This window comes from Allobosea sp. OAE752, assembly GCF_050433265.1.
Classification (GTDB): domain Bacteria; phylum Pseudomonadota; class Alphaproteobacteria; order Rhizobiales; family Beijerinckiaceae; genus Allobosea; species Allobosea spartocytisi.
In genome coordinates, this window is sequence record NZ_JBNPXO010000008.1 from 53,206 (window position 1) to 79,422 (window position 26,217).

At 67.5% G+C, this 26,217-nt stretch carries 26 protein-coding genes and 2 tRNA genes; 11 read left to right on the forward strand and 17 right to left on the reverse strand.

Features of this window, described 5'->3' with window-relative positions:
* The first annotated feature begins 86 nt into the window (after positions 1–86).
* Positions 87–716 carry a MarC family protein gene (locus GGC47_RS19760; protein WP_142020580.1) on the forward strand — a complete coding sequence of 210 codons (630 nt, stop codon included), beginning with the start codon at positions 87–89 and terminating at the stop codon, positions 714–716.
* Positions 717–732: 16 nt separating this feature from the next.
* Here the strand turns inward: GGC47_RS19760 and GGC47_RS19765 are convergent, their stop codons facing one another.
* On the reverse strand, positions 733–1,149 hold the full coding sequence (locus GGC47_RS19765) for a hypothetical protein (protein WP_142020581.1): 417 nt from the start codon (positions 1,147–1,149) through the stop codon (positions 733–735).
* Positions 1,150–1,714: 565 nt separating this feature from the next.
* On the opposite strand from GGC47_RS19765, the gene GGC47_RS19770 reads away from it, so the two are divergent.
* From GGC47_RS19770 to GGC47_RS19785, 4 genes are all read left to right on the forward strand, one after another.
* Complete coding sequence (locus GGC47_RS19770) at positions 1,715–2,029, forward strand: ArsR/SmtB family transcription factor (protein WP_038368499.1); 315 nt, start codon at positions 1,715–1,717, stop codon at positions 2,027–2,029.
* Positions 2,026–2,382, forward strand: coding sequence for an SRPBCC family protein (locus GGC47_RS19775; protein WP_038368496.1), 357 nt, complete (start codon positions 2,026–2,028; stop codon positions 2,380–2,382). Before GGC47_RS19770 ends, GGC47_RS19775 begins: the two co-directional genes overlap by 4 nt.
* Positions 2,383–2,427: 45 nt before the next feature.
* Positions 2,428–3,051, forward strand: a complete 624-nt coding sequence (locus GGC47_RS19780) for an ATP-dependent Clp protease proteolytic subunit (protein WP_113255037.1) — start codon at positions 2,428–2,430, stop codon at positions 3,049–3,051.
* Between the two features lie 116 nt (positions 3,052–3,167).
* The gene (locus GGC47_RS19785; RefSeq protein ID WP_185747848.1) at positions 3,168–4,325 is read left to right on the forward strand and encodes a M20 aminoacylase family protein; all 1,158 of its coding nucleotides are present in this window, start codon (positions 3,168–3,170) and stop codon (positions 4,323–4,325) included.
* Positions 4,326–4,459: 134 nt separating this feature from the next.
* Here GGC47_RS19785 and GGC47_RS19790 read toward each other — a convergent pair whose 3' ends face one another.
* The 8 genes from GGC47_RS19790 to GGC47_RS19825 all read right to left on the reverse strand — a co-directional run bounded on the left by GGC47_RS19790 (position 4,460) and on the right by GGC47_RS19825 (position 14,295).
* On the reverse strand, positions 4,460–5,638 hold the full coding sequence (locus GGC47_RS19790) for an E22 family MetX-like putative esterase (RefSeq protein ID WP_112761780.1): 1,179 nt from the start codon (positions 5,636–5,638) through the stop codon (positions 4,460–4,462).
* A 157-nt stretch (positions 5,639–5,795) separates the two neighbouring features.
* The gene (locus GGC47_RS19795) at positions 5,796–7,559 is read right to left on the reverse strand and encodes an AsmA family protein (RefSeq protein ID WP_142020582.1); all 1,764 of its coding nucleotides are present in this window, start codon (positions 7,557–7,559) and stop codon (positions 5,796–5,798) included.
* Positions 7,560–7,654: 95 nt separating this feature from the next.
* Positions 7,655–9,340 carry an ABC transporter permease gene (locus GGC47_RS19800; RefSeq protein WP_370954084.1) on the reverse strand — a complete coding sequence of 562 codons (1,686 nt, stop codon included), beginning with the start codon at positions 9,338–9,340 and terminating at the stop codon, positions 7,655–7,657.
* Complete coding sequence (locus GGC47_RS19805; protein WP_038368487.1) at positions 9,337–10,347, reverse strand: extracellular solute-binding protein; 1,011 nt, start codon at positions 10,345–10,347, stop codon at positions 9,337–9,339. Before GGC47_RS19805 ends, GGC47_RS19800 begins: the two co-directional genes overlap by 4 nt.
* 222 nt (positions 10,348–10,569) lie before the next feature.
* Positions 10,570–11,655, reverse strand: a complete 1,086-nt coding sequence (locus GGC47_RS19810; protein WP_429068637.1) for a DUF2865 domain-containing protein — start codon at positions 11,653–11,655, stop codon at positions 10,570–10,572.
* A gap of 153 nt (positions 11,656–11,808) precedes the next feature.
* Positions 11,809–12,219 (reverse strand): MAPEG family protein, encoded by a 411-nt coding sequence (locus tag GGC47_RS19815; RefSeq protein ID WP_142020584.1) that lies wholly within the window; start codon positions 12,217–12,219, stop codon positions 11,809–11,811.
* Positions 12,220–12,289: 70 nt separating this feature from the next.
* Complete coding sequence (gene guaB, locus GGC47_RS19820; protein WP_113255041.1) at positions 12,290–13,783, reverse strand: IMP dehydrogenase; 1,494 nt, start codon at positions 13,781–13,783, stop codon at positions 12,290–12,292.
* A 185-nt stretch (positions 13,784–13,968) separates the two neighbouring features.
* Positions 13,969–14,295, reverse strand: coding sequence for a hypothetical protein (locus GGC47_RS19825; protein WP_038368481.1), 327 nt, complete (start codon positions 14,293–14,295; stop codon positions 13,969–13,971).
* Between the two features lie 273 nt (positions 14,296–14,568).
* Here GGC47_RS19825 and GGC47_RS19830 point away from each other — a divergent pair, with 273 nt between their 5' ends.
* Positions 14,569–16,008 (forward strand): DHA2 family efflux MFS transporter permease subunit, encoded by a 1,440-nt coding sequence (locus tag GGC47_RS19830; RefSeq protein WP_112761785.1) that lies wholly within the window; start codon positions 14,569–14,571, stop codon positions 16,006–16,008.
* Between the two features lie 84 nt (positions 16,009–16,092).
* Here the strand turns inward: GGC47_RS19830 and GGC47_RS19835 are convergent, their stop codons facing one another.
* From GGC47_RS19835 to GGC47_RS19850, 4 genes are all read right to left on the reverse strand, one after another.
* Positions 16,093–16,770, reverse strand: coding sequence for a hypothetical protein (locus GGC47_RS19835; protein ID WP_142020585.1), 678 nt, complete (start codon positions 16,768–16,770; stop codon positions 16,093–16,095).
* 65 nt (positions 16,771–16,835) lie between these two features.
* The gene (locus GGC47_RS19840) at positions 16,836–17,573 is read right to left on the reverse strand and encodes an RlmE family RNA methyltransferase (protein ID WP_038368472.1); all 738 of its coding nucleotides are present in this window, start codon (positions 17,571–17,573) and stop codon (positions 16,836–16,838) included.
* A 12-nt stretch (positions 17,574–17,585) separates the two neighbouring features.
* Positions 17,586–18,704 (reverse strand): Ppx/GppA phosphatase family protein, encoded by a 1,119-nt coding sequence (locus tag GGC47_RS19845; RefSeq protein ID WP_113255043.1) that lies wholly within the window; start codon positions 18,702–18,704, stop codon positions 17,586–17,588.
* 86 nt (positions 18,705–18,790) lie between these two features.
* Complete coding sequence (locus GGC47_RS19850; RefSeq protein ID WP_142020586.1) at positions 18,791–19,027, reverse strand: hypothetical protein; 237 nt, start codon at positions 19,025–19,027, stop codon at positions 18,791–18,793.
* On the opposite strand from GGC47_RS19850, the gene glpK reads away from it, so the two are divergent.
* On the forward strand, positions 19,026–20,528 hold the full coding sequence (gene glpK / locus GGC47_RS19855) for a glycerol kinase GlpK (RefSeq protein ID WP_142020587.1): 1,503 nt from the start codon (positions 19,026–19,028) through the stop codon (positions 20,526–20,528). The genes GGC47_RS19850 and glpK overlap by 2 nt on opposite strands.
* 197 nt (positions 20,529–20,725) lie before the next feature.
* On the opposite strand, the gene GGC47_RS19860 is transcribed toward glpK, so the two are convergent.
* On the reverse strand, positions 20,726–21,181 hold the full coding sequence (locus tag GGC47_RS19860; RefSeq protein WP_142020588.1) for a MarR family winged helix-turn-helix transcriptional regulator: 456 nt from the start codon (positions 21,179–21,181) through the stop codon (positions 20,726–20,728).
* Between the two features lie 158 nt (positions 21,182–21,339).
* On the opposite strand from GGC47_RS19860, the gene hmgA reads away from it, so the two are divergent.
* Entirely contained in the window at positions 21,340–22,713 is a 1,374-nt protein-coding gene (gene hmgA / locus GGC47_RS19865) for a homogentisate 1,2-dioxygenase (RefSeq protein ID WP_142020589.1), read from the forward strand.
* Positions 22,714–22,959: 246 nt separating this feature from the next.
* Positions 22,960–23,033 (forward strand) — tRNA-Gln (locus GGC47_RS19870).
* 244 nt (positions 23,034–23,277) lie between these two features.
* Here GGC47_RS19870 and GGC47_RS19875 read toward each other — a convergent pair.
* The 3 genes from GGC47_RS19875 to GGC47_RS19885 all read right to left on the reverse strand — a co-directional run bounded on the left by GGC47_RS19875 (position 23,278) and on the right by GGC47_RS19885 (position 24,379).
* Positions 23,278–23,353 (reverse strand) — tRNA-Phe (locus GGC47_RS19875).
* Positions 23,354–23,657: 304 nt separating this feature from the next.
* Positions 23,658–23,975 (reverse strand): hypothetical protein, encoded by a 318-nt coding sequence (locus tag GGC47_RS19880; protein WP_429068638.1) that lies wholly within the window; start codon positions 23,973–23,975, stop codon positions 23,658–23,660.
* A gap of 143 nt (positions 23,976–24,118) precedes the next feature.
* Positions 24,119–24,379 carry a hypothetical protein gene (locus GGC47_RS19885; protein ID WP_429068639.1) on the reverse strand — a complete coding sequence of 87 codons (261 nt, stop codon included), beginning with the start codon at positions 24,377–24,379 and terminating at the stop codon, positions 24,119–24,121.
* Positions 24,380–24,468: 89 nt separating this feature from the next.
* Between GGC47_RS19885 and GGC47_RS19890 the strand changes: the two genes are divergently transcribed.
* A complete protein-coding gene (locus tag GGC47_RS19890; protein WP_429068640.1) occupies positions 24,469–25,119 on the forward strand; it encodes a TlpA disulfide reductase family protein in 651 nt (216 codons plus the stop codon).
* Positions 25,116–26,213 carry a transglutaminase-like domain-containing protein gene (locus GGC47_RS19895; RefSeq protein ID WP_429068641.1) on the forward strand — a complete coding sequence of 366 codons (1,098 nt, stop codon included), beginning with the start codon at positions 25,116–25,118 and terminating at the stop codon, positions 26,211–26,213. Before GGC47_RS19890 ends, GGC47_RS19895 begins: the two co-directional genes overlap by 4 nt.
* Positions 26,214–26,217 lie beyond the last annotated feature (4 nt).

Consider the following 26,217-nt stretch of genomic DNA (forward strand, 5'->3'; position numbering starts at 1 on the left):
GTTTTTCGGGCGTCTGGCGCGACCTGCCACAATCCCGCCTTTGTTCACGGATGACGCGGGCCGAAACTCGTGGTCAAGTCGCCGCCATGTTCACCGAATTCGCCACCGCCGCGCTCGTCACCATGCTGGTGACGCTCGATCCGCCGGGTCTCGCCCCGATCTTCCTGTCGCTGACGCGCGGCATGTCGGCGGCGGAGCGGCGCCAGGTGGCGGTGCGCGCCTCGATCATCGCCTTCTGCATCATCGGCTTCTTCGGCGTGGCGGGGGACGTCGTGCTCAAGGCGCTCGGCGTGTCGCTGCCGGCCTTCCGCATCGCCGGCGGTTTGCTGCTGTTCTGGATCGCCTTCGAGATGGTGTTCGAGCGCCGCACCGAGCGCAAGCAGCAGACGGCCGAGACGGCGATCACCAAGGACCACATCCGCAACGTCGCGGCCTTCCCGCTGGCGATCCCGCTGATGGCCGGGCCGGGCGCGCTCACCGCGACGATCCTGCTGGCGGGCCGGGCTCATGGCGACGCGGTGCTGCTGATTACCCTGGCGGTGATCTGCGGGCTGGTGATTCTGTGCTGTCTGGCGGTGTTCCTCGCGGCCAGTTCGATCTCGAAGCTGCTCGGCATCACCGGCAATGTCGTGCTGACGCGCCTGCTCGGCGTGATCCTCGCGGCGCTGGCCGTGCAGTTCGTGATCGACGGTGTGAAGGCGGCGATGGCGGGGTAGGGGCGGTTGGTGTCGGCTAGTCAGCTTTCTGATCCAGGATTAGACGCTCCCACCCATGCCTTCTGGTGTCCTTGAAATACATGAGCTTCTGGACGGTACCGTCTCGACTGCTTTTGTAAAAGTCAGCCACCAGCAATAGCATATCGGCGTCCGACATTAGCTTGATGATGACGGTGTCGCTCGTGAATTTGCTCGGATCGGCGATGATCAAATCGACAAAGGCCGTCCTGTCAGCCTCGGAATGTTCCCAATCTGATTGAATGACGAAGCGCACGCCTTTCTGGTCTTTGATCCGACCATCGCCGAGATGCGTTGTAACTGTGATGAATTTTGCATGCAGAACGCGAAACGGATCGGCGGCATCCAGCGTCTGGACTGCGACGGGCTTTGCCAGCAGGAACCAAACGGCAAGCGCGCTGAACAGCCTGATCATTAAGTCATCGCCTAGCTAGTGTGTTCCTGCATGATCGTGCATGTCACAGGCGGAGTTGGAAGGGGCACGAACTGAAAGAATTCAGGTCCGTCCGCAACCACCGATAGCCGAACAGCCGCCATCTACAGGCCGCCCGAACTTATCCCCGCCGCCTAGCTCACGCCTATCCTCCCAGCCATCCCGCCCGACCAAGGGGGCTGTCGCGAGGCATCGTGCGGCCGGGCGGGATGCGGTGTTCGGGCTTGCGCCATCATGCGGATGGCCGAGCCCGGAGGTTCCCCTCGCCGCCGGGCCGAACAGGCAGGCCCGGTGAGCGCTTGAGGCGGGCGGGAGCCATCAAGAGAACCGCGCGCGGGGTTCGGGCGGGGCCGGTCGGCGCCGCATCGACTTCGACATTCGACATCGACATTCGGCACGCGGCTCAGGATCGCGCGCCGCCCGGACCCCGCGCATCCCCTCGGGAGCCAGACGGAAAACCCCGCAGGCCGAGCCTGGACGGGGCTTTCGGCGCGGGCGTTCTCCATGACCCGTTGCGAATCATATAAGTACGTGCTTATGTGATGGCATGATCGAGAACGAGATCTTCAAGGCGCTGGCCGACCCGACGCGGCGCGCGATCTTCGAGAAGCTGGCGGCGGGCGGCATGAACGCCAGCGCCTTGCGCGAGGGCATCGCCATCAGCCAGCCGGCGATGTCGCAGCATCTTTCGGTCCTGCGCGGTGCCGGGCTCGTTCGCGAGGAGCGGCAGGGCCGCTTCGTCAATTACGAGGTCGATCCCGAGGGTCTTGCGCTGATCGCGCAATGGCTGGCGAAGTATCGCGCCTACTGGCCGCAGCGCATCGAGGCTCTCAAGGGCTTGCTCAAGGAGATGGACCAATGAGCGCAGATGATCTGGAAGGGCCCTCCGGCGCTCTCGTCCTGGAATATCGGCTCGACGAGCCGCCGGAGAAGGTCTGGCGCGCGATCAGCATTCCGGCCCTCCGGGAAGCCTGGCTTCCGGGCGCGGCGCTGGCCGATCCGCAGCCGACCGTGCTCGCGCCGGGGGAGGCGATCTCCTATCGCATGCGCGAGGACGAGCCGCCCTTCCTGGAAAGCGTCGTCACGTTCCGGGTCGCCTTCGACGCGGCCGGCGGAACCCGCCTGCATGTGATCCACGAGCTTGCGGATCGCGGCACCCGCCAGATCCCGCGGGCGGCCAACGGCAACGCGCCGCCGATGCTGCGCGCGGCCTGACGCCCGCCACCCTCCGATCCAACTTCGAGCCTTTGGAGTTCGCCGATGCGCGAAGCGATGCAACTCGTCCCTATGGTCGTCGAGCAATCGAGCCGCGGGGAGCGCTCTTTCGACATCTATTCCCGGCTGCTGCGCGAGCGGATCGTCTTCGTCAACGGCGAGGTCAACGACGCCATGAGCGCGCTAGTCTGCGCGCAGCTCCTGTTCCTGGAGGCGGAAAACCCGAAGCGGCCGATCCATCTCTACATCAACTCGCCGGGCGGCGTCGTGACCAGCGGCTTCGCGATGTACGACACGATGCGCTACATCCGCGCGCCCGTGCATACGCTGTGCATGGGCACGGCCCGCTCGATGGGCTCCTTCCTGCTGATGGCGGGCGAGCCCGGCGAGCGCGCCGCCTTGCCCAATGCCAGCCTGCATGTCCACCAGCCGCTCGGTGGTTTCCAGGGGCAGGCCTCGGATTTCCTGATCCATGCCGAGGAGATCCAGCAGACCAAGCGCCGCCTCACGCGCCTCTATGCCGAGCATTGCGGGCGCAGCTACGAGGAGGTGGAGCGCACGCTCGACCGCGACCGCTTCATGACCGCGGAGGAGGGGCTGGAATGGGGGCTGATCGACCGGATCGTCCACCGGATGGATGAGCGGCCGGAGGCGCCCTTGCAACCATAACCGGCCGAGAAAAAACCTTGCAGATCGAAGGGGCAATTGCAGCGCCTCTCTCGCGGGCGCTGGGCTATCGTCCCGGCGCGCGACCGAAGCGCACCGCCTGGAGCGAGGGACAAGCCGTGACGATCGATCTCGACCATCTGGTGCAGGAGATGACCGCCTGGCGGCGCGACCTGCACGCTCACCCGGAATTCGGTTTCGAGGAGCAGCGCACCGGCGCCTTCGTCGCCGCCAAACTGCGCGAGTTCGGCCTCGACGAGGTCGTTGCCGGCGTCGGCGGCACGGGGGTCGTCGGAACCCTGAAGCGCGGAAGCGGCAACCGGGCGATCGCGCTCCGGGCCGATATGGACGCCTTGCGCATCCCCGAGCAAAGCGAGGCACCGTATCGCTCGCGCAATCCCGGCGTCATGCATGCCTGCGGCCATGACGGCCATACCGCGATGCTGCTCGGCGCCGCGAAGCTGCTGGCGGGCGAAGGTGGCTTCGACGGCACGGTGCGCTTCATCTTCCAGCCGGCCGAGGAATGGGGGCGCGGAGCCCTGGCCATGCTCGATGACGGCGTGATGGAACGCTTTCCCTTCACGGAGATCTACGGGCTGCACAATGCGCCGGGCCTGGGCGTCGGCCGCTTCCAGACCCGCCCCGGCGCGATCATGTCGGCGGAGGATAATTTCGAGATCGTCCTGCGCGGCGTCGGCGGCCACGCCGCGCGTCCCCATGCCGGCAATGAGACGCTCGTCGCCGCCTGCGCCCTCGTCACGAGCCTGCAGACCATCGTTTCGCGCCGCCTGAGCCCGACGGATATCGCCGTCGTCTCGGTGACGGAGCTGATCACCGACGGAACGCGCAACGCCTTGCCGGGGGAAGCGCGCATCCTCGGCGATGCCCGCAGCTTCAGCCCCGCCGTCAGCGCCGATATCGAGGCGCAGATGCGCGTGATCGCGGACGGGATTTCGCGGGCCTACAATGTCGAGCACGCGGTGACCTATACGCGCGAATTCGTGCCGCTCCTGAACGATCCGGCGCTGACGGAGGAAGCCCTCGGCGTGGCGAGGAGCCTGCTCGGTGCGGAGAATGCCTCGGTCGTGTCCGAGCCCTTCACCGGATCGGAGGATTTCGCCCGCTTTCTCGACCATGTGCCGGGCTGCTTCGTCTTCCTCGGCAATGGCGACAGCGCGCCGCTTCACAACCCGCATTACGATTTCGACGATGCGGGACTGCTCCATGGCGCGCGCTTCCACGCCGGGATCGTGCGCAAGCGTTTGCCGGCCGCCTGAGCCCGGAGGCGAGTGGTCATTCCGGACAAGCCGCCTTTGGCGGCGCCGGTCCGGAATCCATCACAGGGCTTGAGCGCTCTCCGATGGATTCCGGATCAAGCCCGGAATGACGGCGTGTTTCGCGTCAAGCGAACCTACTTCTCCAGGAAGGCCCGGATCGCGCCTTCCGCCTGCTTCATCGAGATGACGCCGTCGAGATGGCCGCGAACGCCGTCGATGGTGACATGGGTGATGTCGCGCCCGGCATCCTTCGCGGCCTTCAGCGTGCGCTCCACCGCATCCGGCGTGAAGACGAGGTCCTTCGGCTGGGTGATGTAGAGCATCGGCGCCCTGATCTTGGCCATGCCGTCGGCCAGCGAGATGCCGCCGGTGGTGAAGAGCTGGTTCGCCTTGACCAGATAGAGGAAGTGGTTGGCGTCGGAGAGCTTGGCGCGGGCCATGCCGGCATTGTCGAGCACGCTCTGGACCTGGAACTTGTCGGCGAGCGTCTTGCCCGGATTCTCGCCTTCCTTGGCCGGGCGGCGGCCGAAGGTGGCGTTGGCCCAGTCCTGATGGTTGGCATGGAGCGTCACCGCCGTCAGCGCCTTGGCGAGCCCGGCGAGCGGCGGGGCCTTGCCGTAATAGTCGCCATTGTTCCAGTTGGAGTCGGCCAGGATCGGCGCCGCCCAGACGTCGAGCCAGCCGATCAGCATCGCGTCGGCCTCGGCCGCGCCGATCACCGGCATCGCCTTGGCGACCATCTCGGGATGGCTCGCCGCCCATTCGAAGGTCTGGAGCGAACCCATCGAGGGGCCGGCGACGAGGGCGAGCTTCTTGATGCCGAGGCTCTCGACCAGCGCCTTCTGGACCTCGACGAAGTCGCGGACGCCGACGATCGGGAAATCGAGGCCGTAAGGCTTGCCGGTATCCGGGTCGATGGAGGCCGGGCCGGTGGTCGTCGTCTTCGGGTCGCCGGTGTTGAGGTTGACCAGCGTGTCGGAAGCGATGACGAAATATGTGTTGGTGTCGATGGCCTTGCCGGGGCCGATGATCGCGTCCCAATAGCCCGGCGCGGCGTCCGCGGCGTCGTATTTGCCGGCGGCGTGCGAGTTGCCGGAGAAGAAGTGGCAGATCAGCACGGCGTTGGATTTGTCGGCATTGAGCGTGCCGTAGCTCTCCCAGCCGACGCGGACCTGCTTCAGCGTGCGTCCCGATTGGGTCGTGAAGCTCGGCAGCTCGAAGACCTTCTTCTCGACGATCGTCTCCTGAGCCCCGGCCATTCCCGTCACCATCATCGCTGCGAGCGCAAGCGCGCCCGTGATCCCTATCCGCATGTCGTTCCCTCCACCTCCCGCGGCCTTCGTGAGGCCACGCGGCATCAGACCGGATTTTCGCGGGAGGGGAAAGCGAGAGCCTTTTCGGGCGAAGCGGATACCGGTTCGCGTGAAGACGATGCGACGCGAGGCGGAATGGCGCGAGGCCCCGAAACGATCAGCGCCCGAGCAAGGCCGGAACCGCCGCGGTGCCGGTGCTGCCGGTCGGGCTGAGGAAGGCCTCGCTCTCCAGATCGAGATCGGGGGCGTCGACGGGGCCGGTGAGGAGGAGCGGCAGCCTGAGCGAGCCGTTGAGCGAGGCGAGCGTGGCGCGCATGTCGAGCAGGCGCGAGCGCAGCGAGGCATTGCCGGAGAGATTGAGCCGATAATTCGATCCGCTCACTTGCGCATCGGTCAGCACGAGCAGCCCGTTGGCGATGCCGGCATTGGCGGCCAGCGTGTCGAAAGGCGTCTTGCCCTGGCGCCAGTCGCGCAGGAGAAGCGACGGGTTTCGCTCCGCCCGGCGCAGGAGCTCGGAGAGGGCGACGCCGCCGATCTCGCCCTGCTTCAGGTTGATGCCGGCGCGCCCGGTCATCGAGCCGAGCAACTCGTCGAAGGTCCGGCCTGCGCCGTCCAGAGCAAGCTGGAAGCCGCCGGTGCCGGTGAGCCGCGCCAGCCGGGGCACATCCGCCGCGGCGCGGCCGAAATCGACCTTGTCGACCCCCGCCTGGACCTTCACATCCACGCCGGTCGGTGCGCTCACCGCGAGGAGGCGGCCTTTGACCGTGCCGCCATAGGCCGAGGCGCGCAGGAGGCCGGTCTCGAAGCGGCCCTTCTTGACCAGGACATAGGTCGCGACATCGGCAAGGCGGGCGCCGTTCAGCCGGGCGGCATCGACCGAGATCCGCAGGTCGATGTCGCGTCCCGTCCAGCCGTCGAGATTGAACGGGCTGGTGTCGCGGGCATCGATCGCAGGCAGCGGCAGCCGGTCGATCAGGCGCCCCAGGTCGAGGCTGGCGCCGGCCAGCGTGCCCGACAGCGCGAAGCGGCCGTCGACATCCGTCAGCTTCACGACGCCGTCGAGGCGGTCGCCGTCGAGGCTTGCCACGGCATTGTTGAACGAGGCCTCCCGCGGTTTCAATTGAAGGTCGGCATTGAGCGTCAGGGCGCCGAGCGCGGCCGACAGCCGCGACTTCTCGCCGAACCAGTCGAGCAGGCCGGGGACGGAAGGCGTGGAGAGGGCGAGCATGCCCGTCACGACCGGCTCGCCGGGGCCGGAGCGCGTGCCCTCGAAGCGCAGCTTCAGCAGGGGCGAGGCGGCGGAGAGGGCGGCCTTGGCGCTGCCGCCGACGACCGGCCAGAGAAGGCTGACATCGGTCGGCACCCCCCGCCATTTGAACGAGCCGGCGAGGCTGAAGGGCTCGTTCTGCTCGCGCTCGTCGATGACCAGGTTGACGTCGCGCACGATGCTCTGGATCGCGGTGCCGCTGCGCAGGAACACGGAGCCGGAGCGGATGACGATGCGGCCCTGGCTCCGCAGCTTCTCCAGCTCGGCCAAAGGCGGGGCCAGCCAGTCGGTCAGCCCGTCGCTCTCGGCCGCCACGGCGACGTCGATCTGCGGCGCGAGGAGATCGACGCGGTCGAAGCTGAGCCGGCCCGTGAGCAGCGGCAGCAGGCGCAAATAGCCCCTGACCCGGAGGGCCTCGCCGGCGACGGTGCCGTCACGCTGTGAGAAGACCACTTTGGACAGGCTGATGCGCGGCAGCGGCAGGAAGGCGATCTCGGCACGCTCGAGCGATCTGACGACGAAGCCGGTTCGCTCCTCGATCGCCACGATGGCGCGCCGCTCGACCCGGCCGAGCGCGAGGTTCCAGGACTGCACTCCGAGCAGGCCGATCGCGACAACGAGGCTGAAGGCGAGAAACGCGGCGCGTCTGGTCATGGACTTCCGAATCGGTACGGGCCGAAAGTCAGCCAGCCCCCTGGCGGCACAGGGTTTAGGCCGATCGATGCCGCTTGTCGAGCCGGCAGAGCCGGCTATCCCCTTTGATTTGCACCGGTTCTCGCCAGAATCATGGCGGGATAGAGGCCGGCGAGGATGATGAGCAAAGCCGCGAGCGCGCCTTCCTCGAAGACGCCGCGGGAGGCGTGCCCATAGACGACCGTCGCCAGCGTGTCGAGGTTGAGCGGCCGCAGCAGCAGCGTCGCGGGGAGTTCCTTGAGCCCGTCGACGAAGACGAGCAGGGCGGCCGCGGCAATGGCGGGGCGGGCGAGGGGCCAGTGCAGGCGCTGCAGGATTTCCGCACCGCCGGCACCGAGTCCGCGCGCCGCATCGTCGATGCGCGGCGAGACGCGGGCGAGCCCGCTCTCCACGCCGGAGATGCCGATGGCGAGGAAGCGCACGACATAGGCGATGACGAGCGCCGCGCCCGAGCCGATCAGGATCAGCCCGGGATTCAGCCCGAGAAACTGCCGCGACGCGTTGGCGATGGCATTGTCGAAGCCGGCGAGCGGCACCAGCAGGCCGAGCGCCAGCACCGTGCCCGGCACCGCATAGCCCAGGGCGGCAAGGCGCGCGAGCGGCTTCAGCCAGGCTTCGCGGCCACGCCGCCCGGCCGTGACGATCCCGATCCCGAGCCCGACGACCAGCAGCGCCGCGGTGCCCGCAAGCAGCAGCGCGTTGCCGAGCAGGCGCAGGAGGCCGGTGTCGAGCTGGCTCGACAGGTCACGCTGCAGCACCTCGACCAGCAGATATCCGATCGGCAGCGCCGCGCCGAACAGCACCGGCAGCGCGCAGGCCAGCACGGCCAATAGGGCGTCGCGGCCATGCAGCCGCTTGCGGGCAAGCGCGCGCGGCTGGCGCGCGGAGAGGGCGAAGCGACGCTGGCCGCGCAGCTTCGCCTCGACGGCGATCAGGGCGAAGACGACGAGCAGCATGACGCAGGCGATCTGGGCGGCGCCCGCCAGCGAGCCGCGATTGAGCCAGGTCGTGTAGATCGAGAGCGTCAGCGAGCGGACGCCGAGATATTCGGTCGCGCCGATGTCGTTCAGCGTCTCGAGCAGGACGAGGGTGAGCCCGGCCGCCAGCGCCGGCCGCGCAAGCGGCAGGCCGATGCGCCAGAACAGCCTCGCCCGGCCGGCGCCGAGCGTGCGGGCGGCCTCGACGATGGAGGCGCCCTGGATGCCGAAGAGCGCGCGGGTGCTCAGATAGACATAAGGGTAGAGCACGAGCGCCATGATGACGACCGCGCCGGCCAGGTTGCGCGGGTCCGGAAACCAGTAGTCGCGCAGCGAGCGCCAGCCCGTCAGGGCGCGCAGCGCGGCTTGCAGCGGGCCGTTGAAGCCGAGGAATTCGACGTAGATATAGGCGGTGATGTAGGTCGGCAGCGCCAGCGGCAAGGCGAGCAGCCATTCGAGCGAGCGCCGGCCGGGGAACTCGTACTGGGTCACCAGCCAGGCGGTGCCCGTGCCGATCACGGCGCACAGGATCCCGACGCCGGCGAGCAGCAGCGCGGTCTGGCCGAGCGCGGCCGGCAGCACATTGGCGGCAAGATGCGGCCAGATCTCCGCCGCCTCGCGCGAGGACAGGGCGGTCGCGACCAGCGCCGCCAGCGGCATCAGCACGAGCGCCGCGCCGAGAAGCGAGACGAAGGCAAAACGCGTCGACGGCCGCCAAGCGAATGGCGGCCGCCGCGAAAGCGCGAGCGTCGTGCCCGGGCTCAACTGTCGAAACCGACCTTGTCGACGAGATCGGCCGCGGATTTGCGCTGCTTGGCGACCTCCGAGAGCGGCAGCTTGTCCGGCGTGACCGGGCCGAGCAGCTTCACGGCGGCGCTGTCGGTGACGGCGGCGTTGACCGGGAACTCGAAATTGCCGTTGGCATAGAGGGCCTGGGCCTTCTCGCCGAGCATGTAGTCGACGAGCTTCACGGCGTTGTCCTTGTTCGGCGCGTTCTTCGCCAGAGCGACGGCCGAGACGTTCACATGCGTGCCGCCATTGGCGAAGGTGGTCTTGAGCGGCTTGATCGCGTCGAACCAGCCCTTCTGCTCGTTCTTCGCCTGGCTCATCAGGCCGATATAGTAGGTGTTGATGATGGCGACGTCGCAGAGGCCGGACTGGATGTCGCGGGCGACGTCGCGGTCGCCGCCGCCGGGCTTGCGGGCCGCGTTGGCGCGCAGGGCCTTCAGATAGCCCTCGGCCTTGTCCGGGCCGTTATGGGCGACATAGGCGGCGAAGAAGGCGTTGTTGTAGGGGTGCTGGCCGGCGCGGATGCAGAACTTGCCCTTCCACTTCGGATCCGCCAGCTCCTCATAGGTGATGGCGTCCTGCGCCACGCGCTCCTTCGAGGCGACGACGATGCGCGCGCGCTTGGTCAGCGTGACCCAGTTGTCGTCGGGGCGAAGCTGCGCCGGCACGACCTTCTCGATGGTCGTCGATTTGAGCGGCTGGGTGATGCCGGCATCGACGGCGGCGTTGATCTCGCCGACATCGACGAGGAGCATCAGATCGGCCGGGCTGTTGGCGCCCTCGGCGCGGATGCGCTCCTGCAAGCCGTCCTTCAGGAAGACCGCGTTGACCTTGATGCCGGTATCGGCGGTGAAGGCTTCCAGCACCGGGTTGAGGAGGGCGGGCTCGCGCGTCGTGTAGAGATTGACGCTCTGGGCGAAGGCCGGCGCCCCGAGCAGGCAGGACGACAGGGCCAGCAGGCCAAGATGCTTCTTTCCGATCATTCTTGTGTTCCCTCGGTTGGGCAAGTCGCTGCGTTGGGCGAGGGATAAAGGCCCCGCGACGTCTCCGTCAACAGGATAGTCTTTTAAAATCAATGTCTTATACGGTTTCTAGAGTGGTTCTTATTTTGACTGGTTCTAAGAAGGCGAGCATCGCACGGAAAAGCTTCGCGAATTTCCGGCGCTGCTAGTCGTACGGCTTTCGTCGAACGAGCCGCGCTGCCGTTATTGTGAAATTGGAATCATCCGCACCGCGCCGCGCGTGTCGGAATCGAGCGATCCGCGCAGGACGGCGTCGCTCATCACCGTATCGCCCTCGAGGCTGGCTTCGCGAACCCGCATCTGCCGGCGCAGGCTGCGCGCCTCCGCCTCCATCCGCGAGATGCCGACCTGCTCGTCGATCTGGCGGCGCTGGGCCTTGGTGAGTTCGGAGGCCGAGCGGAAATCGCGGAAATCGCGGCGGCTATAGGGCCAGCTCGATCCGCCCGTGAAGGTCGAGACCTTGCCGTCCAGCACGACACTGTCGCCGGGCCGCAAGGTGATATCGCGCAGCAGCGAGACGCGCTGCTCGCCAGCCTGCACGATCGCGGGGCGGCAGGCGGGGTTGGCGGATGTCTCGTGCCTGTAGGCGGTCGGCAGGGCGCCGTAGCGCTGGCCATCGGCCGCGACGGCATTGTCGATGGAGGCGGCCCCGGCAGCGACGGTGAAGACCTTGACCGGCAGGCCGGGGTTCATCGCCTCGCAGAGCGCCTGATGCGCCTTCAGGTCGGACGAGGCGCGCAGATGGCCGATCGGCGCGTGGAAGCCGTCGCAAAGCCGGACGCAGATCGTCTGGGCGGTCCTCGCCGTGGCCGACAGCGTGTCGGTCCGGGTGATTTTGGGGGCGGGTTTGTTCGGCCGCTGCGCGACCTTGCGGGCATTGCGGCGAAACGGATTGAGGTCGAGCACGGGCTGCGCGAGCCGTCCATCCGCGCCACTCCGGAACAGGGGCAGGCGCCAGCCATTGCCGGTCGGCGCATAGGCGTTCGCCTGCGGCGAGGCATCGGCCTGGCGCTGGGCCTTGCGGGCGGCTTCCTCGATGAAGAAAGAGCGGATGCCGGCATCGTCCTCGGCCTGGACCAGGGACGCCGTCAGGATCGCGCCGCCGGCGCCGAGCGCGAGGCCGGCGGCGGTCATCGCGATGAGACGCCGGCTCCGCGACGGCTTGTGCGCGGGCAGGGGGGCGGCGGGATGCGACTGGCGGAATGCCGCGACAACAGCTTGCCCGCCGCAGGCGGAAGCCTGCTCGAACCCATCACGGACACGCAACATGCGCCACTCCAAACCACGCTTGTTTCACCGTCCGCCGCGCGATTTGTGTAGTTTACCTTTTGTTAAGACTCAACGTCGCCGTCTGAAGAATTCATGGTAAATCGCGGGAATGCTTAACGGATCGGCCGCGACAGCACGGCCGGGCGCCGCCTCTCAGAGCACCGCCACCAGCACGCCGGCCCACATGCACAGCAGCGCGATGGCGCCCACGCCATAGACCGCGCCGCGCAGCGGCAGCTGGTTCGGGCCGATATGGATGAGGGTGTGGACGACGCGGGAGGCGACGAACAGCCAGGCCAGCGCCGCCATGACATAGCTCGTCGCCGCGACCTGAATCGCCAGCATGATCAGCGCGAAGAAGACGACCGGCAGCTCGAACTGGTTCGAGAAGTTTGCCGAGGCGAGGCGGGCCGGGACGGGGTAGCGCTCGGTCGAAACCGAGACCTCGTCGGGCCGGACCTCGCCCGAGGTGAAGGCGTTCTTGCGGCGAATGCACAGGATGACGCCGACCACGAAGATCCAGAAGATCATCGCGAGCGCCGGGTAGACCAGCTTCAGGGCCATGTGTTGCTCTCCGCCTTCGTCACAGTCCGGCTCGTCCGGGCGAGCCAGACTGCACGAAGGCGCGAAAGGCTCAAGAGCGGGTCGGGTAGTTCGGGCTCTCGCGCACGATCGTCACGTCGTGGACATGGCTCTCGCGCAGGCCGGCGCTGGTGATGCGGATGAAGCGCGCCTTGGCCTGGTAATCCGCCAGATCCTTGCCGCCGACATAGCCCATCGCGGCGCGCAGGCCCCCGGCGAGCTGATGCAGAACGCCCGAGACCGGGCCCTTATAGGCGACCTGGCCCTCGATGCCCTCGGGCACCAGCTTCAGCGAATCCTTGATGTCCTGCTGGAAGTAGCGATCCGCCGAGCCGCGCGCCATGGCGCCGACCGAGCCCATGCCGCGATAGGATTTGTAGGAGCGGCCCTGGTAGAGGAAGGTGTCGCCCGGCGTCTCGTCGGTGCCGGCGAGCAGCGAGCCGACCATGGCGCAGGAGGCGCCGGCCGCGAGCGCCTTGGCGAGGTCGCCCGAATATTTGATGCCGCCATCGGCGATGATCGGAACGCCGGCCTTCACCCCTGCCGAGGCCGCGTCCATGATCGCGGTGAGCTGGGGCACGCCGACGCCCGCGACGATGCGGGTGGTGCAGATCGAGCCCGGCCCGATGCCGACCTTGATCGCGTCGGCGCCGGCGTCGATCAGCGCCTGGGCGCCGCCGGCGGTGGCGACGTTGCCGGCGATGACCTGCACGGCGTTGGAGAGCTTCTTCACGCGGCTGACCGCGTCGAGCACCTTGGCCGAATGGCCGTGGGCGGTGTCGACGACGATGAGGTCGACGCCGGCGTCGATCAGCATCTCCGAGCGCTCGAAGCCCTGCTCGCCGGTCGTGGTCGCGGCGGCGACGAGCAGGCGGCCCTGCGAATCCTTCGCGGCGTGGGGATGGGCGACCTGCTTCTCCATGTCCTTGACGGTGATCAGGCCGATGCAGCGAAAGTGATCGTCGACGACGAGCAGCTTCTCGATGCGGAACTGGTGGAGCAGGCGGCGCGCCTCTTCCTGGTTCACGCCTTCGCGGACGGTGATGAGCCGCTCCTTGGTCATCAGCTCTGAGACCGGCTGGTCCGGGTTGGCGGCGAAGCGGACGTCGCGGTTGGTCAGGATGCCGACGAGCTTGCCCTTATGGCCCTGCGGGCCGCGCTCGACGACCGGGATGCCGGAGATGCCGTTCTGCTTCATCAGCGCCAGCGCGTCGGCCAGCGTCTCGTCGGGGTGGATCGTGATCGGGTTCGCGATCATGCCCGATTCGAACTTCTTGACGAGGCGGACCTGCGCGGCCTGCTGGTCGGCCTCGAGATTGCGGTGGATGACGCCAAGCCCGCCGGCCTGCGCCATGGCGATCGCCATGCGGGCCTCGGTGACCGTGTCCATCGCCGAGGCGATGATCGGCAGGTTCAGCGAGATCGAGCGGGTGAGCTGCGTGCGGATGTCGACATCGGCCGGCATGACCTCCGACGGACCCGGCTCCAGGAGCACGTCGTCGAAGGTGAGGCCGTCACGAATCAGACCGTCGAGGGAAAGCGTCATCGTCAACTCCGACGCCGGCCGAGCCGGCTTTTCTAAGGGGCCGGGCAGATGCGCCCATGGCCGAGTTGACGAGGCCCGTTAGCACGCGTCCGGCTGGTCCGCTAGAGCGCGTGCCAATTTATTTTGCAGTGCAGAAGCGGCACCGGCGCATGGCCGTGCCGCTTTGCCGTTTGCCGGGGCCGGATTCAGCGTGCCGGCCGGCGGAAATCGGACGCCACCGGCGCCTCGGGCGAGACCCAGAAACAACCGGCCGCGAAGACCGTGGTGCCCGTCGCATTGGCGAGTTGCTGGCAGTCCCTCTGCCTCACGCAGTTGTTATACCTGATCATCTCGCCATAGCCCTGCGGTGCAGCCTTGTCCTGGCAGCCGCCGCGCCAGTCCGAGGGGGCTGCGGAAGCGGGCGCGGGCACCGCCATGCCATAGGCCAGGCCAGCCAGGGCGCCGAGAGCTGCGAGGCGCAGGCTCGAGCGGTTACGACGGAGAACGGGGGAAATTCTTGAAATATCGAACATGTCAGCCTCCAAGGTCAGCGGCGCGCGCCCCTCGCGACGGTTCGGCTCAACCGAACGAATCTTGAGGTGGGGCGGTGCCGGGTCTTGTTGCAGGGCGAAAAACGCATGGCGGCATTGTGTTCGGTGCCGGGTTATAATCCCAGGGCATAGCGGAGGCGCGCAAGGGGCGACCAAAACCGTGATTTCGACCTCGTCACGGGCGAATTGTCGCGTTAATAGCCGAGCTTATGATTTCAAGCGCGCCGGTTTCGTGCCGGCGCGGAGGTTCGGACCTTGCAACGCGCCAAACTGCTTCCCCTGATCGTCGCCTGCGCCCTGTTCATGGAGAACACCGACTCCACCGTCATCGCCACCTCGCTGCCGATGATCGCGAAGTCGCTGGGGGAGGATCCGATCGCGCTGAAGCTGGCGCTGACCTCCTATCTCGTCAGTCTCGCGGTCTTCATCCCGATCTCCGGCTGGATGGCGGACAAGTTCGGCGCCCGCAGCGTGTTCCGCGCGGCGCTCTGCATCTTCATGCTCGGCTCGGTGCTGTGCGCGGTGTCGAATTCGCTCGCCGCCTTCGTCGGAGCGCGCTTCATCCAGGGCATGGGCGGGGCGATGATGGTGCCGGTCGGGCGCCTCGTGATCCTGCGCAGCGTCAGCAAGGCCGAGATGGTCAGCGCGCTCGCCTATCTCACCGTCCCGGCGCTGGTCGGGCCCGTGGTCGGCCCGCCGCTCGGCGGCTTCATCACCACCTATTTCGACTGGCGCTGGATCTTCTTCATCAACATCCCGATCGGCCTCATCGGCATCGTGCTGTCGAGCATCTTCTTCGAGGACATCCGGGAGGAGGACGTGGCGCCGCTCGATGTGCGCGGCTTCGTCCTCTCGGCTTTCGGCTTCGCCGCGCTGATGCTCGGGCTGGCGACCGGCGGCCGGCACATGGTGCCGGAATATATTTCCTATGGCTGCGTGCTGGGCGGGGCGGCGGCGCTCGTCGCCTACTGGTTCCATGCGCGCCGCGTGCCTTACCCGGTCCTCGACCTCGCGCTCTTCCGCATCCCGACCTTCCGCATCGGCGTCGTCGGCGGCTCGATCTTCCGCACCGGCATCGGCGCGATCCCCTTCCTGCTGCCGCTGATGCTGCAGCTCGGCTTCGGGCTCGATCCGCTGCAATCGGGCCTGATCACCTTCGCTTCGGCCGCCGGCGCGATGATCATGAAGACGCTGGCGCGGACCATCCTGGCGCAATACGGCTTCCGGCGCGTGCTGATCTTCAACGCGCTCGTCGGCTCCGCCTTCCTCGCGGCCTCCGGCCTCTTCACCCCGACGACGCCGCACGCGATCATGCTGTCGGTCCTGCTGATCGGCGGCTGCTTCCGCTCGCTGCAGTTCACCGGCATCAACGCGCTGAGCTATTCCGACGTCTCCAACCGTGAGATGTCGAGCGCGACCAGCCTGTCCAGCGTCGCGCAGCAATTGTCGCTCAGCATGGGCGTGACGATCGGCGCTTTCGCGCTGGAGGCGGCCAACGCCTTCAACGGCGGCAAGGCGCTCGCGGCCGGCGATTTCTGGCCAGCCTTCGTCATCGTCGGGCTGATTTCGGCCTCCTCGGCGCTCTGGATGGCGCAGCTCGCGCCCGATGCCGGCGCCGAGGTCTCCGGCCACGCGCCGGTCAGCAAGCGCAAGCTGACGGCCGAGGCGATCGCCGAGCAGAAGCCGCTGGATTGAGCGGCTGCGATCTCGCTAAAGCCGCGATCATATCCCGTCTTGGGGTGGTTTTCCGGGCGCGAGGCTTGGCTCGGAACGTGCGGTCTACGGGCCGAGGCCGGCTTCCCCGATCTGGCGCGCGATGGCGCCGGTCACCTGATCCATGCCGCTGCGGCTCGTATCCGGCATCCAGCGTTGTTTCGCCGACCCCGCGGTCACATCCATCTCCGTCGAAACCCGGCGTGTCAGCGGAGCTCTCTCGAAGGCCTCGATGACGCCCTTCAGCAGGCGCGGGGAGGGATTGACCATGTTCGACCGCCCTTGCTCGTGCTCCTTCGTCTGGCGCAAACCCGCCACGGCATCCGGCACGGCGCATTCAAGCTTGACGGTCGCGCGAAAGCGCTCGCCCGCAGGCTGGGCACCGATTTCGCTGCCGACGGCCCGGCAGCGGACGCGTTTGCTTCCGGCGATGATGAATGTCGCCATCAGCCGTCTGATCTCGGGGGCCGACGGGTCTCCCCGAGCGCTCAAGCTTGCGATTCGCCTGAGTTGCCATGCGACGGGATCGGCGATCATCCCGAGATCGACGAGATCCCGTCCGCCGGTTTCCGGGCGCAGCGCCGTGTTGAGCTGAACGGCAGCGGCGCGGTCGTAGTTGAGCCAGGCACGGTAATAGAGCTCCGCCACTTGCTCGGGTGTCCGGTCGGAGGCCTGTGCAGGCAAGGATCCGAGGACGAGAACGGCAAGGGTTGAAAGAATCGAAACCAGACGCGTCTTGGTCATCTCGGAGATCTCGGCGCTCGGATGCGGCGATGCTGGGTTGCGGCCAGGGACATCTCTGCCGATTCTCAAACGGCCGTCTCGGCCGCATCCGGCTTGCGCCTGTACCCCGTCGCCAGCACGTAGAGCTCCGAGGAATCGGCGCGGCTGGCCGCCGGCTTGACGTTGCGCACGAGCGTGAAGTCGCGCTTCAGGCCCGCGAGCAGTTCGGCGCTGTCGCCACCCTGGAACAGCTTGGCGAGGAAGAAGCCGCCCGGTGCCAGCACGTCATGCGCGAATTCGAGCGCAGCCTCGGCCAGCGCGATGATCTTGAGGTGGTCGGTCTTCTTGTGGCCGGTGGTGTTGGCGGCCATGTCCGACATCACGCCGTCGGCCCGTCCGCCAAGCCGTTCGGTCAGCAGGGCCGGGGCCTCCTCGGCCATGAAATCCATCTGGATCAGGTCGACGGCCGGGATCGGGTCGACCGGCAGCAGGTCGATGCCGACGATATAGCCCTTGCCCTGTTCCAGCCCGATGCGCTTGGCCGCGATCTGGCACCAGCCGCCCGGCGCGCAGCCGAGATCGACCAGGCGCTGGCCGGTTTTGAGGAATTTGTAGCGGTCGTCCATCTCCTCGAGCTTGAAGGCCGCGCGTGAGCGATAGCCCAGCTCTCTCGCCCGCTTCACATAAGGGTCGTTGAGCTGGCGCTCGAGCCAGAGCTGCGAGGAATGCTTGAGCTTGCCGGCCTTCTTGACCTTGACGCGCATGTCGCGCGCACCTGCCGACGCCTTGCCACCGGCGCCGCCTCCCGATTTTCCGCTGCTCATCGCCGTCCAAGCCTATCTGCGCCGCCACCAGGCGCGATCCTCATGCATCATCCGCAGCAGGATGCCTTCGCGCAGGCCGCGATCGGCGATCCGGACCCGCTCGCTCGGAAAGGCGCGGCGGATCGCCTCGAAGATCGCACAGCCGGCCAGCACGAGATCGGCGCGCTCGCGGCCGATGCAGGCATTCGCTGCTCGTGCGGCATAGTCCATCGCGATCAGCCGGTCGATGACCGCGAGGATATCGTCCTGGCGCATCCACAGCCCGTCGACCTCGCGCCGGTCGTAGCGGAGCAGGCCGAGATGGATGCCGGCGACGGTGGTGACCGTGCCGGAGGTGCCGAGCAGATGGAAGGCGCGCGCCTGACGGGCGGGCGCGGCCCGCTTCACGAAGGGCTCGAGCGCCTGCGCGCAATCATCGACCATGCGCTCGAACAGCTCGCGGCTGACCTCGACGCCGCCATAGCGTTCCGCCACCGTGACGACGCCGATCGGCAGCGAGGCCCATTCGCGGATTCGGGCGGCGGGGTCGCGCGCCTCGCTGCGATTGCCGAGCCAGACGATCTCGGTGGAGCCGCCGCCGATGTCGAAGACGATGACCCCTTCGGCCGCCGGGTCCGCCAGCGCGGCGCAGCCCGAGACGGCCAGGGAGGCCTCGGTACGCTGGTCGATGATCTCCAGCGCCAATTCGGCCTCGGCCGCGACGCGGCGGACGAAGTCGAGCCCGTTCGTGGCGGCGCGGCAGGCTTCCGTGGTGACGAGCCGGGCGCGGGTGACGCCGCGATTCGCCATCTTGCCCCGGCAGATCTTCAGCGCCTCGACGGCCCGGTCCATGGCGGCATCGCCGAGGCGGCTGCTCGCCGCCAGCCCTTCGCCCAGGCGCACGATCCGCGAGAAGGCATCGACGACCCGGAAACCGTGCTGGGCCGGGCGGGCGATCAGCAGCCGGCAATTGTTCGTGCCGAGATCGAGGGCCGCATAGGTCGCGGGCGCGGGAAAGAGCCGATGTCCGTTATGGGGACGGGCGGTGGCACCAACGGCGGCGCCGCCGGCCCTGAGCGGATCGGCGTCATGTCGATGTGGCGGCGCCGCGGATGCGACGCCTCCCTGCTGCCGGTCCTCGACCGCCGCCATTCCAATCCCCCGACCTGCCGCACCCGCATGAAGCGATCCGGCAGGGGCCGCGCAAGGCGCAGCCATCTGCTTCGTCAGCAAGCTAACTACAGCGCAAGCCGCGTGCCAAGCAGAACCTTGCCATGGGGACAGGCAAACGGGCCCTCGCGCGGCAGGCCGGGAGCCGAAATCAGGGCCATGCCCTTGCGCGGAAGCCGCGGCTTCGGCAAGTCTCCGCCCGCTGCGCCGCAGAGCGCGGGATGGGTTATCGCATCGGCTTCTTCCGGAAAGGGGATTCCGCTTTTCGGTCCGATGCTCATGGGACAGGGCAGGAAGCAGAGCATGGCCGCCAGACATCTCCTCGCGATCGACCAGGGCACGACCTCTTCGCGGGCGATCCTGTTCGATGCTTCGCTCGCTCCGGTGGCCAGCGCGCAAAGGGAGTTCCCGCAGCATTTTCCAGCCTCCGGCTGGGTCGAGCACGAGCCGGAGGATATCTGGGACACCGTGCTTGAGACGGCGCGCGAGGCTCTCGCCAAGGCGGGGCTCGGCGCGCGGGACATCGCCGGAATCGGCATCACCAACCAGCGCGAGACCACGCTGATCTGGGACCGCCAGACGGGCAGGGCGATCCACCGCGCCATCGTCTGGCAGGACAGGCGCACCGCCGATGCCTGCGCGCAGCTCGTCGCCGCCGGCCACGAGGAGCTCGTCGCCAGCCGCACCGGCCTGCGCATCGACCCCTATTTCTCCGGCACCAAGATCGCCTGGCTGCTCGATAATGTTCCCGGTGCCCGCCGCCGTGCGGAAGCGGGCGAGCTCGCCTTCGGCACCGTCGATTCCTTCCTGCTCTGGCGGCTGACGGGCGGTGCGGTGCATGCGACCGACGCGACCAATGCGGCACGCACCATGCTGTTCGATATCGGCCGTGGCGTCTGGGACAAGGACCTGCTCGCGCTGCTCGACATTCCCGAGGCGATCCTGCCGGAGGTCCGCGATTGCGCGGCCTATTTCGGCGACACCGCGCCGGAGCTGTTCGGCGGGCCGATTGCGGTGCGTGGCATCGCCGGCGACCAGCAGGCCGCGACGATCGGGCAGGCCTGCTTCGATCCGGGCATGGTCAAGTCGACCTACGGCACGGGCTGCTTCGCGCTGCTCAACACCGGCGACACGCCGGTCCGCTCCAGGAACCGGCTGCTCGGCACCATCGCCTATCAGCTTGGCGGCAAGCGCTCCTACGCGCTGGAAGGCTCGATCTTCATCGCGGGCGCCGCGGTGCAATGGCTGCGCGACGGTCTCGGCATCATCGAGAAGGCGAGCGATACCGGCCCGCTCGCGGAAGCGGCCGATCCGGCGCAGGACGTCTATCTCGTGCCGGCCTTCGTCGGGCTCGGCGCCCCGCATTGGGATGCCAATGCGCGCGGCGCCCTGTTCGGGCTGACGCGCGGCACGGGCCCGCGCGAATTCGCCCGGGCCACGCTGGAAAGCGTCTGCTACCAGACGCTCGACCTGATCGAGGCCATGCATGCCGACTGGCCCGAAGCCGGGCAGGGCGGCCGCTCGGTCCTGCGCGTCGATGGCGGCATGGTCGCCTCCGACTGGACGATGCAGCGTCTCGCCGACATTCTCGACCTGCCCGTTGACCGCCCGACCGTGCTTGAGACGACGGCGCTGGGCGCGGCCTATCTCGCCGGGCTCGATGCCGGGCTGCTGCCCGAGCCCGACCGCTTCGCTGATCTCTGGCGGCTGGAACGACGCTTCCTGCCGGCGATGGCGGCGAGCCAGCGCACGCGCAAGGTCGCCGGCTGGCGCGACGCCGTGCGGCGGACGCTGAGCGACGCATAGAGCCTGCCGATTTCGCACGGAACAACCTCGGTCATCCCGGGCTGGACCCGGGATCCATGCCGGAGCGCTTGCAAAGAAGGTTCAGGCATGGATCCCGGATCTTCGCTTCGCCGTGTCCGGGATGACCTGCGTTTCCGTGGAAATGCAGCAAACTTTCGAAGAGCCTTCGATGGGGCTTCGGAAGGCAAGCGCCGCCGTCACCGTCGCTCGGGACGTGGCGTGTCATCGACGAGACCGGCCTCCATCCGTTCGAGAGCCGCGAGCAGGGGCGCGGCATGCGGGCCAAGCTCGGCCAGAAGAGCAGCCTCGAAGGCGAGTGCGCGCGGCACGATCTCGGCATAGCTGCGCAGGCCTGCGGCCGTGAGCGTGAGGCCCTCTTCCCGCCGGTCGAGTTCGCTCCGGCTACGCACCAGCCAGCGCCGCTCCTCCAGCGCCCGCACGGCCCGGCTGACCTTGGTCTTGTGCATGGCCGAATGGGCACCGATGGCCTTCGCGGTCATCGTTCCGAATTGCGCGAGCGTCGCCAGCACGCGCCATTCCGGCACGGTCAGATCGTGATGCGGGCCGTAGACCGCGCGGAATTTCAACGAAACCACCGAAGCGAGCCGGTTGAGGCGATAGGGCAGGAAGCTTTCGAGGGCGAGAGTGGCCATGCCTTGTTAGTTACAAAATGGACAGTTACCAAAGCAACTATCCTGTGGCGCGTCCGCGTCCCCTGGCGCGCCGCGTGTTTCGACCGGCTTGCGGGGGGCAGGGCAGTTTGGTGTGCGGCCGGCGCGGGCCGGGCGCGGCCGCGGAAAGGTTCCAGATCATGAACGTTCAGAAACCGGGCGGCGCCAAGACAGACGACGGCAAGACGAATGACGGCAAGCTCCGGAGCGCGATCGCGGCCGGTTACATGTCCGGCTTCGGCAACGGCTTCGAGACCGAGGCGCTGCCGGGCGCCCTGCCGCTCGGGCGCAATTCGCCGCAGAAATGCGCCTATGGCCTCTATGCCGAGCAGCTCTCCGGCTCGCCCTTCACCGCGCCGCGCACCACCAATGAGCGCTCCTGGCTCTACCGCATTCGGCCGACCGTGGCGCATTGGAATACGTTCCGGAAGGTCGATGCCGGGCTCTGGCGCACGGCGCCGGCCCGCGAGGTCGACATGCCGATCGCGCCGCTGCGCTGGAGCCCGCTCCCGATTCCGGCGGAGCCTCTTTCCTTCATCGAGGGCATCCGCAGCATGACCACGGCCGGCGATGCCGGCAGCCTGGGCGGCATGGGCGCGCATGTCTATCTGATCACCCGCTCGATGGTGGACGAATACTTCTACAACGCCGATGGCGAGATGCTGTTCGTGCCGCAGCAGGGCGCCTTACGCCTCTGGACCGAATTCGGCATCATCGACATCGAGCCGGGCGAGATCGCGGTGATCCCGCGCGGCGTGAAGATCCGCGTCGAGCTCCGCGACAGCCCGGCCCGCGGCTATATCTGCGAGAACTATGGCGGCGCCTTCACCTTGCCGGAACGCGGGCCGATCGGCGCGAACTGCCTCGCCAATCCCCGCGATTTCCTCACCCCCGTCGCGGCCTATGAGGACCGCGACGCGCCCTCGAAGATGTATGTGAAATGGGGCGGCAACCTCTGGGTTGCCGATATCGCGCATTCGCCGCTCGACGTCGTCGCCTGGCACGGCAATTACGCGCCGTACAAATACGACCTCAGGCGCTTCTCGCCGGTCGGCCCGGTGCTCTACGACCACGCCGACCCCTCGATCTTCACGGTGCTGACCTCGCCTTCGGAGACGCCCGGCACCGCCAATGTCGACTTCGTCGTCTTCTCCGATCGCTGGCTGGTGGCGGAGAACACCTTCCGTCCCCCCTGGTACCACATGAACGTGATGAGCGAGTTCATGGGGCTGGTCTACGGCGTCTATGATGCCAAGACGGGCGGTGGCTTCGTGCCCGGCGGCATCTCGCTGCACAACTCCATGCTGCCGCACGGCCCGGATGTCGATGCTTTCGAGCGGGCCTCCACTGTCGAGCTGAAGCCGCACAAGCTCGAGGGCACGCTCGCCTTCATGTTCGAGACGCGCTTTCCTCAAGCCGTCACGGCCTTCGCCGCGCGGACGGAGGCGCTGCAGAGCGACTATGGCGGCTATGGCCACAAGCTGACGAAGCATTTCGATCCGACCAGGCCCTGATCTCTCGCGGCCAGTTCCTGCTGCTTGCGGGTTCCGGCGGCGAGGGCTCGAGCGATAGGCGGGCGGCGGGCGTGCCGAAGGCGTTGCGTCCGAGCGCGCAGGGGGGAGCTGGACGACGGCGCCGCGACATGGCGGCGTCATCACATCATGAGAGCTTCCACCGCTCTTGCGCATTTCTGCTCTTGCCAAGGCGAGAAGCATTGATTAGACCGCCGCTCACCAACGCGAACGCACAGGCCGCGCCGTTGGGGGATCGTCTAACGGTAGGACCCCAGACTCTGACTCTGGTTGTCTAGGTTCGAATCCTAGTCCCCCAGCCACTCTTCAGTGGCTCCGCAAAACAAGCTCAATCATTGACAGAGAGTAGAGGTCGCTCCGGTAGCCCGGCGGCGGCGCATTTTGGTGTCCATCCTCTGGGAAGGAAACCGATAGGCGCCTGTCTTGGGATGCTTGAACGGACGCGCCGTCGAAGGGACGAAACGGATCACCCGTGGCATCGCACGGGAGCCTTAAGACCTTTGATTTTGCTGATTTCTCTAGCTGATCGACCGCTTAGCGGAAGAATGGTGCCCAGGGGCGGAATCGAACCACCGACACTGCGATTTTCAGTCGCATGCTCTACCAACTGAGCTACCTGGGCGCCCCGGTGGCGCGCGGCGCCTTCCGTGTTGGTCGGGGCGATATAGAGGCTGGCGCCAAGCCTGTCCAGTCACTTCAGCCGGCTTTCTACAACTCGCCTCGTCATGTCCCGCGATAGGTCGCCAAGAGGCGACTTTATGGGCCTACGGCGCCGCTGCCATCGCTCGATCGCCACCCGTCCTGCCGGACGCGACGATGGTGATCGATGGATGTCGCATCGCATCGGAGGGTTCCGAAGAGGGGATTCCGCTGTCGGGCCGATGCTGGAGAGGCGGGTGCGATCCGGCTGATTCGACCCGATCGGGTCAGGCGTGCTCCGGCCTCGCCCGGGCGACGAGCTGCGCCAGCCGGTCGATGCTTGCCAGGGCCTGCCGCCGGGCCGCTTCCAATTCGGCGATCGGGGCCTGGCCATAGAGCGACCGCGCGAAGGCGATGATGCTGGTGAGCGTCTGAAACGAGGCCCCGTCGAGCTCCGGCGAGGGCGGCAGGACGCAGCCGAGATTCGCGACATGGTTCTCGGCGCTTGCCTGCAGCGCCTTGGCGTTCAGCACGCCGGCCTTCAGGACGTCGCTTCGCAGCGTTTCGATGTCGTCGAAAGGCCGGAATTCTGCCGATTCAACCATGTTCTTCTCGGGGGTGAGGCGAGGTCTCCGATCTGAGAAAGACTATCTCCGAACAGGATCGAAGGCAGCATGGTCATCGCATCGTGGTTACGCAGGCGTCTACGTGAGGGAGTCCTACATGTCTCAGCGGAAGGCGGCGGTTCTCACTCCTCCGTATCCTGCTCGATCGGTGTATCGGCAGGCCGGAATTGCTGGCCGCTGAGAGAACGCACCAAGGTCCTGACCAGAGCCGCGACGACCACGACCAGCGGCAAGGCCATCACGGCATTGCCATCCAGCGCCATCCAGATCGCCAGGCCGCAGCTGACGGCGATCCCCAGGACGAGCAGCAGCTTCATGCCGCGATGCTGACGCCGACGGGCGCTTTCGGCAAGGGTCGGCTGCTGATGCGGCTGATCTTTCATCGCCGGCTTTCCTGGCCGGCTGCGTGTTGCTCACAAAAACGCGCATTGACGGCAGGAGGGCGGCGGGAAAGGATGCGGATGTGCTCGCCATGGTTGCTCCCGAGTTTCGGGGCGCATCAGGATCGGTTCGGGGGCCGAAGCATCGTCTTCGGGCGCTGGCGGTCGGGCTGGTTCTCGCTCTCCTGCCGGGCGCCGGCAAGGCCGGTGACCTCCAGCCCTGGTCCAGCCCCGCTCCGCCGGAGCTGGCGCTCACGCGCCTCGATGCGGCAGCGCTCGATCTTGCCGATATGCGCGGCAAGCCCGTCATCGTCCACTTCTTCGCGACCTGGTGCGGCCCCTGCATCGAGGAGATGGCCTCGCTGAACGCGCTGGCGCAGCGTCGCGACCCGGCCGTCGCGATCCTCGCGGTCAATGTCGGCGAGGTTCCGGCGCGGCTGCGCAGCTTCTTCAAGGCGCGTCCCGTCGATTTCCCGGTGCTGCTCGACGAGGACCGTGCGGCGATGAAGCGCTGGCAGGTGCTCGGCCTGCCGACGAGCTTCGTGCTCGACGGGCAACTGCGCCCGGCGTTCAAGACGGAGGAGCCGCTCGACTGGACGAGCCCGGCCGTTCTGCGCGCCCTCGCCGCCGTCGCGAAACCGGGTGGAGAGAACCCTTCGGAAGAACGTCCCGAGGAAGAACGACCCAAGCAAGACCTGTCCAGGACAATCGCTGACAAAAACGAGGGAGGAGCCATCCGATGATCAATCGCCGCGACATGCTCAAGACAGGGGCCGCCGCTGCCGGCGCGGCCCTGCTGATGCCGCATCAGGCTCTCGCGCAGGCTCCGGCCTTCGCGCCGAGGCCCGGCAAATGGCGGGATTTCGAAGTGGTGACGCGGCTCGACCTGGCCGGGCAGGGCAAGGCGCAGGCCTGGATTCCGCTGCCCTCCGTCGATCAGCCGGAGTGGATCAGGCCCGGCAAGAGCGACTGGACGACCAATGCCGCCTCAGTGGAGGTGGTGCGCGATTCGAAATATGGCGCGCAGATGCTGCATGTCGTCTTCAAGGAGGGTGAGGCCGCGCCTTCGGTCGAGCTCCGCAGCCGCTTTTCGTTGCGCGACCGAGCGGAGGATTTCGCGGTGGGCGGCAAGCCCGTCCTCAGTGAGGCCGAGCGCAAGCTCTATCTCGAGGCGACCGAATTGATGCCGACCGATGGCATCGTCCGGGAGACCGCCGAGAAGGCGGCGGCCGGCAAGACCGGCGACGTCGAGAAGGCTCGCGCCATCTATGAATGGGTGGTGGCCAACACCTTCCGCGATGCGAAAACGCGCGGCTGCGGCACCGGCGATGTCGCCTCGATGCTGCGCACCGGCAATCTCGGCGGCAAATGCGCCGATCTCAATGCCCTCTATGTCGCGCTGGTGCGCTCCGTCGGCATTCCCGCGCGCGACATCTACGGCATCCGCGTGGCGCCCTCGCAATTCGGCTATGCCAGCCTCGGCGCCGGCTCGGCGACGATCACCAAGTCGCAGCATTGTCGCGCCGAGGTCTGGCTCGAAGGCCATGGCTGGGTCGCGACCGACCCCGCGGATGTCCGCAAGGTCGTGCTGGAGGAGCCGCCCGGCAACAATGCCATCGACAACCCCAAGGTGGTCGCGGCGCGCGAGACGCTGTTCGGCGCCTGGGAAGGCAACTGGCTCGGCTACAACATGGCGCATGACCTCGAATTGCCGGGCTCGCGGCACAAGGTCGGCTTCCTGATGTATCCGCAGGCCGAGGTCGCCGGCGCGCTGCTCGACTGCCTCGACCCGGACACGTTCCGATACATGATCAGGTCCGCCGAGATCACGGCCTGATCCA

Bases quoted from the DNA above. Each gene is read 5' to 3' on its own strand.
- GGC47_RS19760 (WP_142020580.1), top strand. From the start codon at position 87: ATGTTCACCGAATTCGCCACCGCCGCGCTCGTCACCATGCTGGTGACG.
- GGC47_RS19765 (WP_142020581.1), bottom strand. From the start codon at position 1,149: ATGATCAGGCTGTTCAGCGCGCTTGCCGTTTGGTTCCTGCTGGCAAAG.
- GGC47_RS19770 (WP_038368499.1), top strand. From the start codon at position 1,715: ATGATCGAGAACGAGATCTTCAAGGCGCTGGCCGACCCGACGCGGCGC.
- GGC47_RS19775 (WP_038368496.1), top strand. From the start codon at position 2,026: ATGAGCGCAGATGATCTGGAAGGGCCCTCCGGCGCTCTCGTCCTGGAA.
- GGC47_RS19780 (WP_113255037.1), top strand. From the start codon at position 2,428: ATGCGCGAAGCGATGCAACTCGTCCCTATGGTCGTCGAGCAATCGAGC.
- GGC47_RS19790 (WP_112761780.1), bottom strand. From the start codon at position 5,638: ATGCGGATAGGGATCACGGGCGCGCTTGCGCTCGCAGCGATGATGGTG.
- GGC47_RS19795 (WP_142020582.1), bottom strand. From the start codon at position 7,559: ATGACCAGACGCGCCGCGTTTCTCGCCTTCAGCCTCGTTGTCGCGATC.
- GGC47_RS19805 (WP_038368487.1), bottom strand. From the start codon at position 10,347: ATGATCGGAAAGAAGCATCTTGGCCTGCTGGCCCTGTCGTCCTGCCTG.
- GGC47_RS19810 (WP_429068637.1), bottom strand. From the start codon at position 11,655: ATGTTGCGTGTCCGTGATGGGTTCGAGCAGGCTTCCGCCTGCGGCGGG.
- GGC47_RS19815 (WP_142020584.1), bottom strand. From the start codon at position 12,219: ATGGCCCTGAAGCTGGTCTACCCGGCGCTCGCGATGATCTTCTGGATC.
- guaB (WP_113255041.1), bottom strand. From the start codon at position 13,783: ATGACGCTTTCCCTCGACGGTCTGATTCGTGACGGCCTCACCTTCGAC.
- GGC47_RS19825 (WP_038368481.1), bottom strand. From the start codon at position 14,295: ATGTTCGATATTTCAAGAATTTCCCCCGTTCTCCGTCGTAACCGCTCG.
- GGC47_RS19835 (WP_142020585.1), bottom strand. From the start codon at position 16,770: ATGACCAAGACGCGTCTGGTTTCGATTCTTTCAACCCTTGCCGTTCTC.
- GGC47_RS19840 (WP_038368472.1), bottom strand. From the start codon at position 17,573: ATGAGCAGCGGAAAATCGGGAGGCGGCGCCGGTGGCAAGGCGTCGGCA.
- GGC47_RS19845 (WP_113255043.1), bottom strand. From the start codon at position 18,704: ATGGCGGCGGTCGAGGACCGGCAGCAGGGAGGCGTCGCATCCGCGGCG.
- glpK (WP_142020587.1), top strand. From the start codon at position 19,026: ATGGCCGCCAGACATCTCCTCGCGATCGACCAGGGCACGACCTCTTCG.
- GGC47_RS19850 (WP_142020586.1), bottom strand. From the start codon at position 19,027: ATGCTCTGCTTCCTGCCCTGTCCCATGAGCATCGGACCGAAAAGCGGA.
- GGC47_RS19860 (WP_142020588.1), bottom strand. From the start codon at position 21,181: ATGGCCACTCTCGCCCTCGAAAGCTTCCTGCCCTATCGCCTCAACCGG.
- hmgA (WP_142020589.1), top strand. From the start codon at position 21,340: ATGAACGTTCAGAAACCGGGCGGCGCCAAGACAGACGACGGCAAGACG.
- GGC47_RS19880 (WP_429068638.1), bottom strand. From the start codon at position 23,975: ATGGTTGAATCGGCAGAATTCCGGCCTTTCGACGACATCGAAACGCTG.
- GGC47_RS19885 (WP_429068639.1), bottom strand. From the start codon at position 24,379: ATGAAAGATCAGCCGCATCAGCAGCCGACCCTTGCCGAAAGCGCCCGT.
- GGC47_RS19890 (WP_429068640.1), top strand. From the start codon at position 24,469: ATGGTTGCTCCCGAGTTTCGGGGCGCATCAGGATCGGTTCGGGGGCCG.
- GGC47_RS19895 (WP_429068641.1), top strand. From the start codon at position 25,116: ATGATCAATCGCCGCGACATGCTCAAGACAGGGGCCGCCGCTGCCGGC.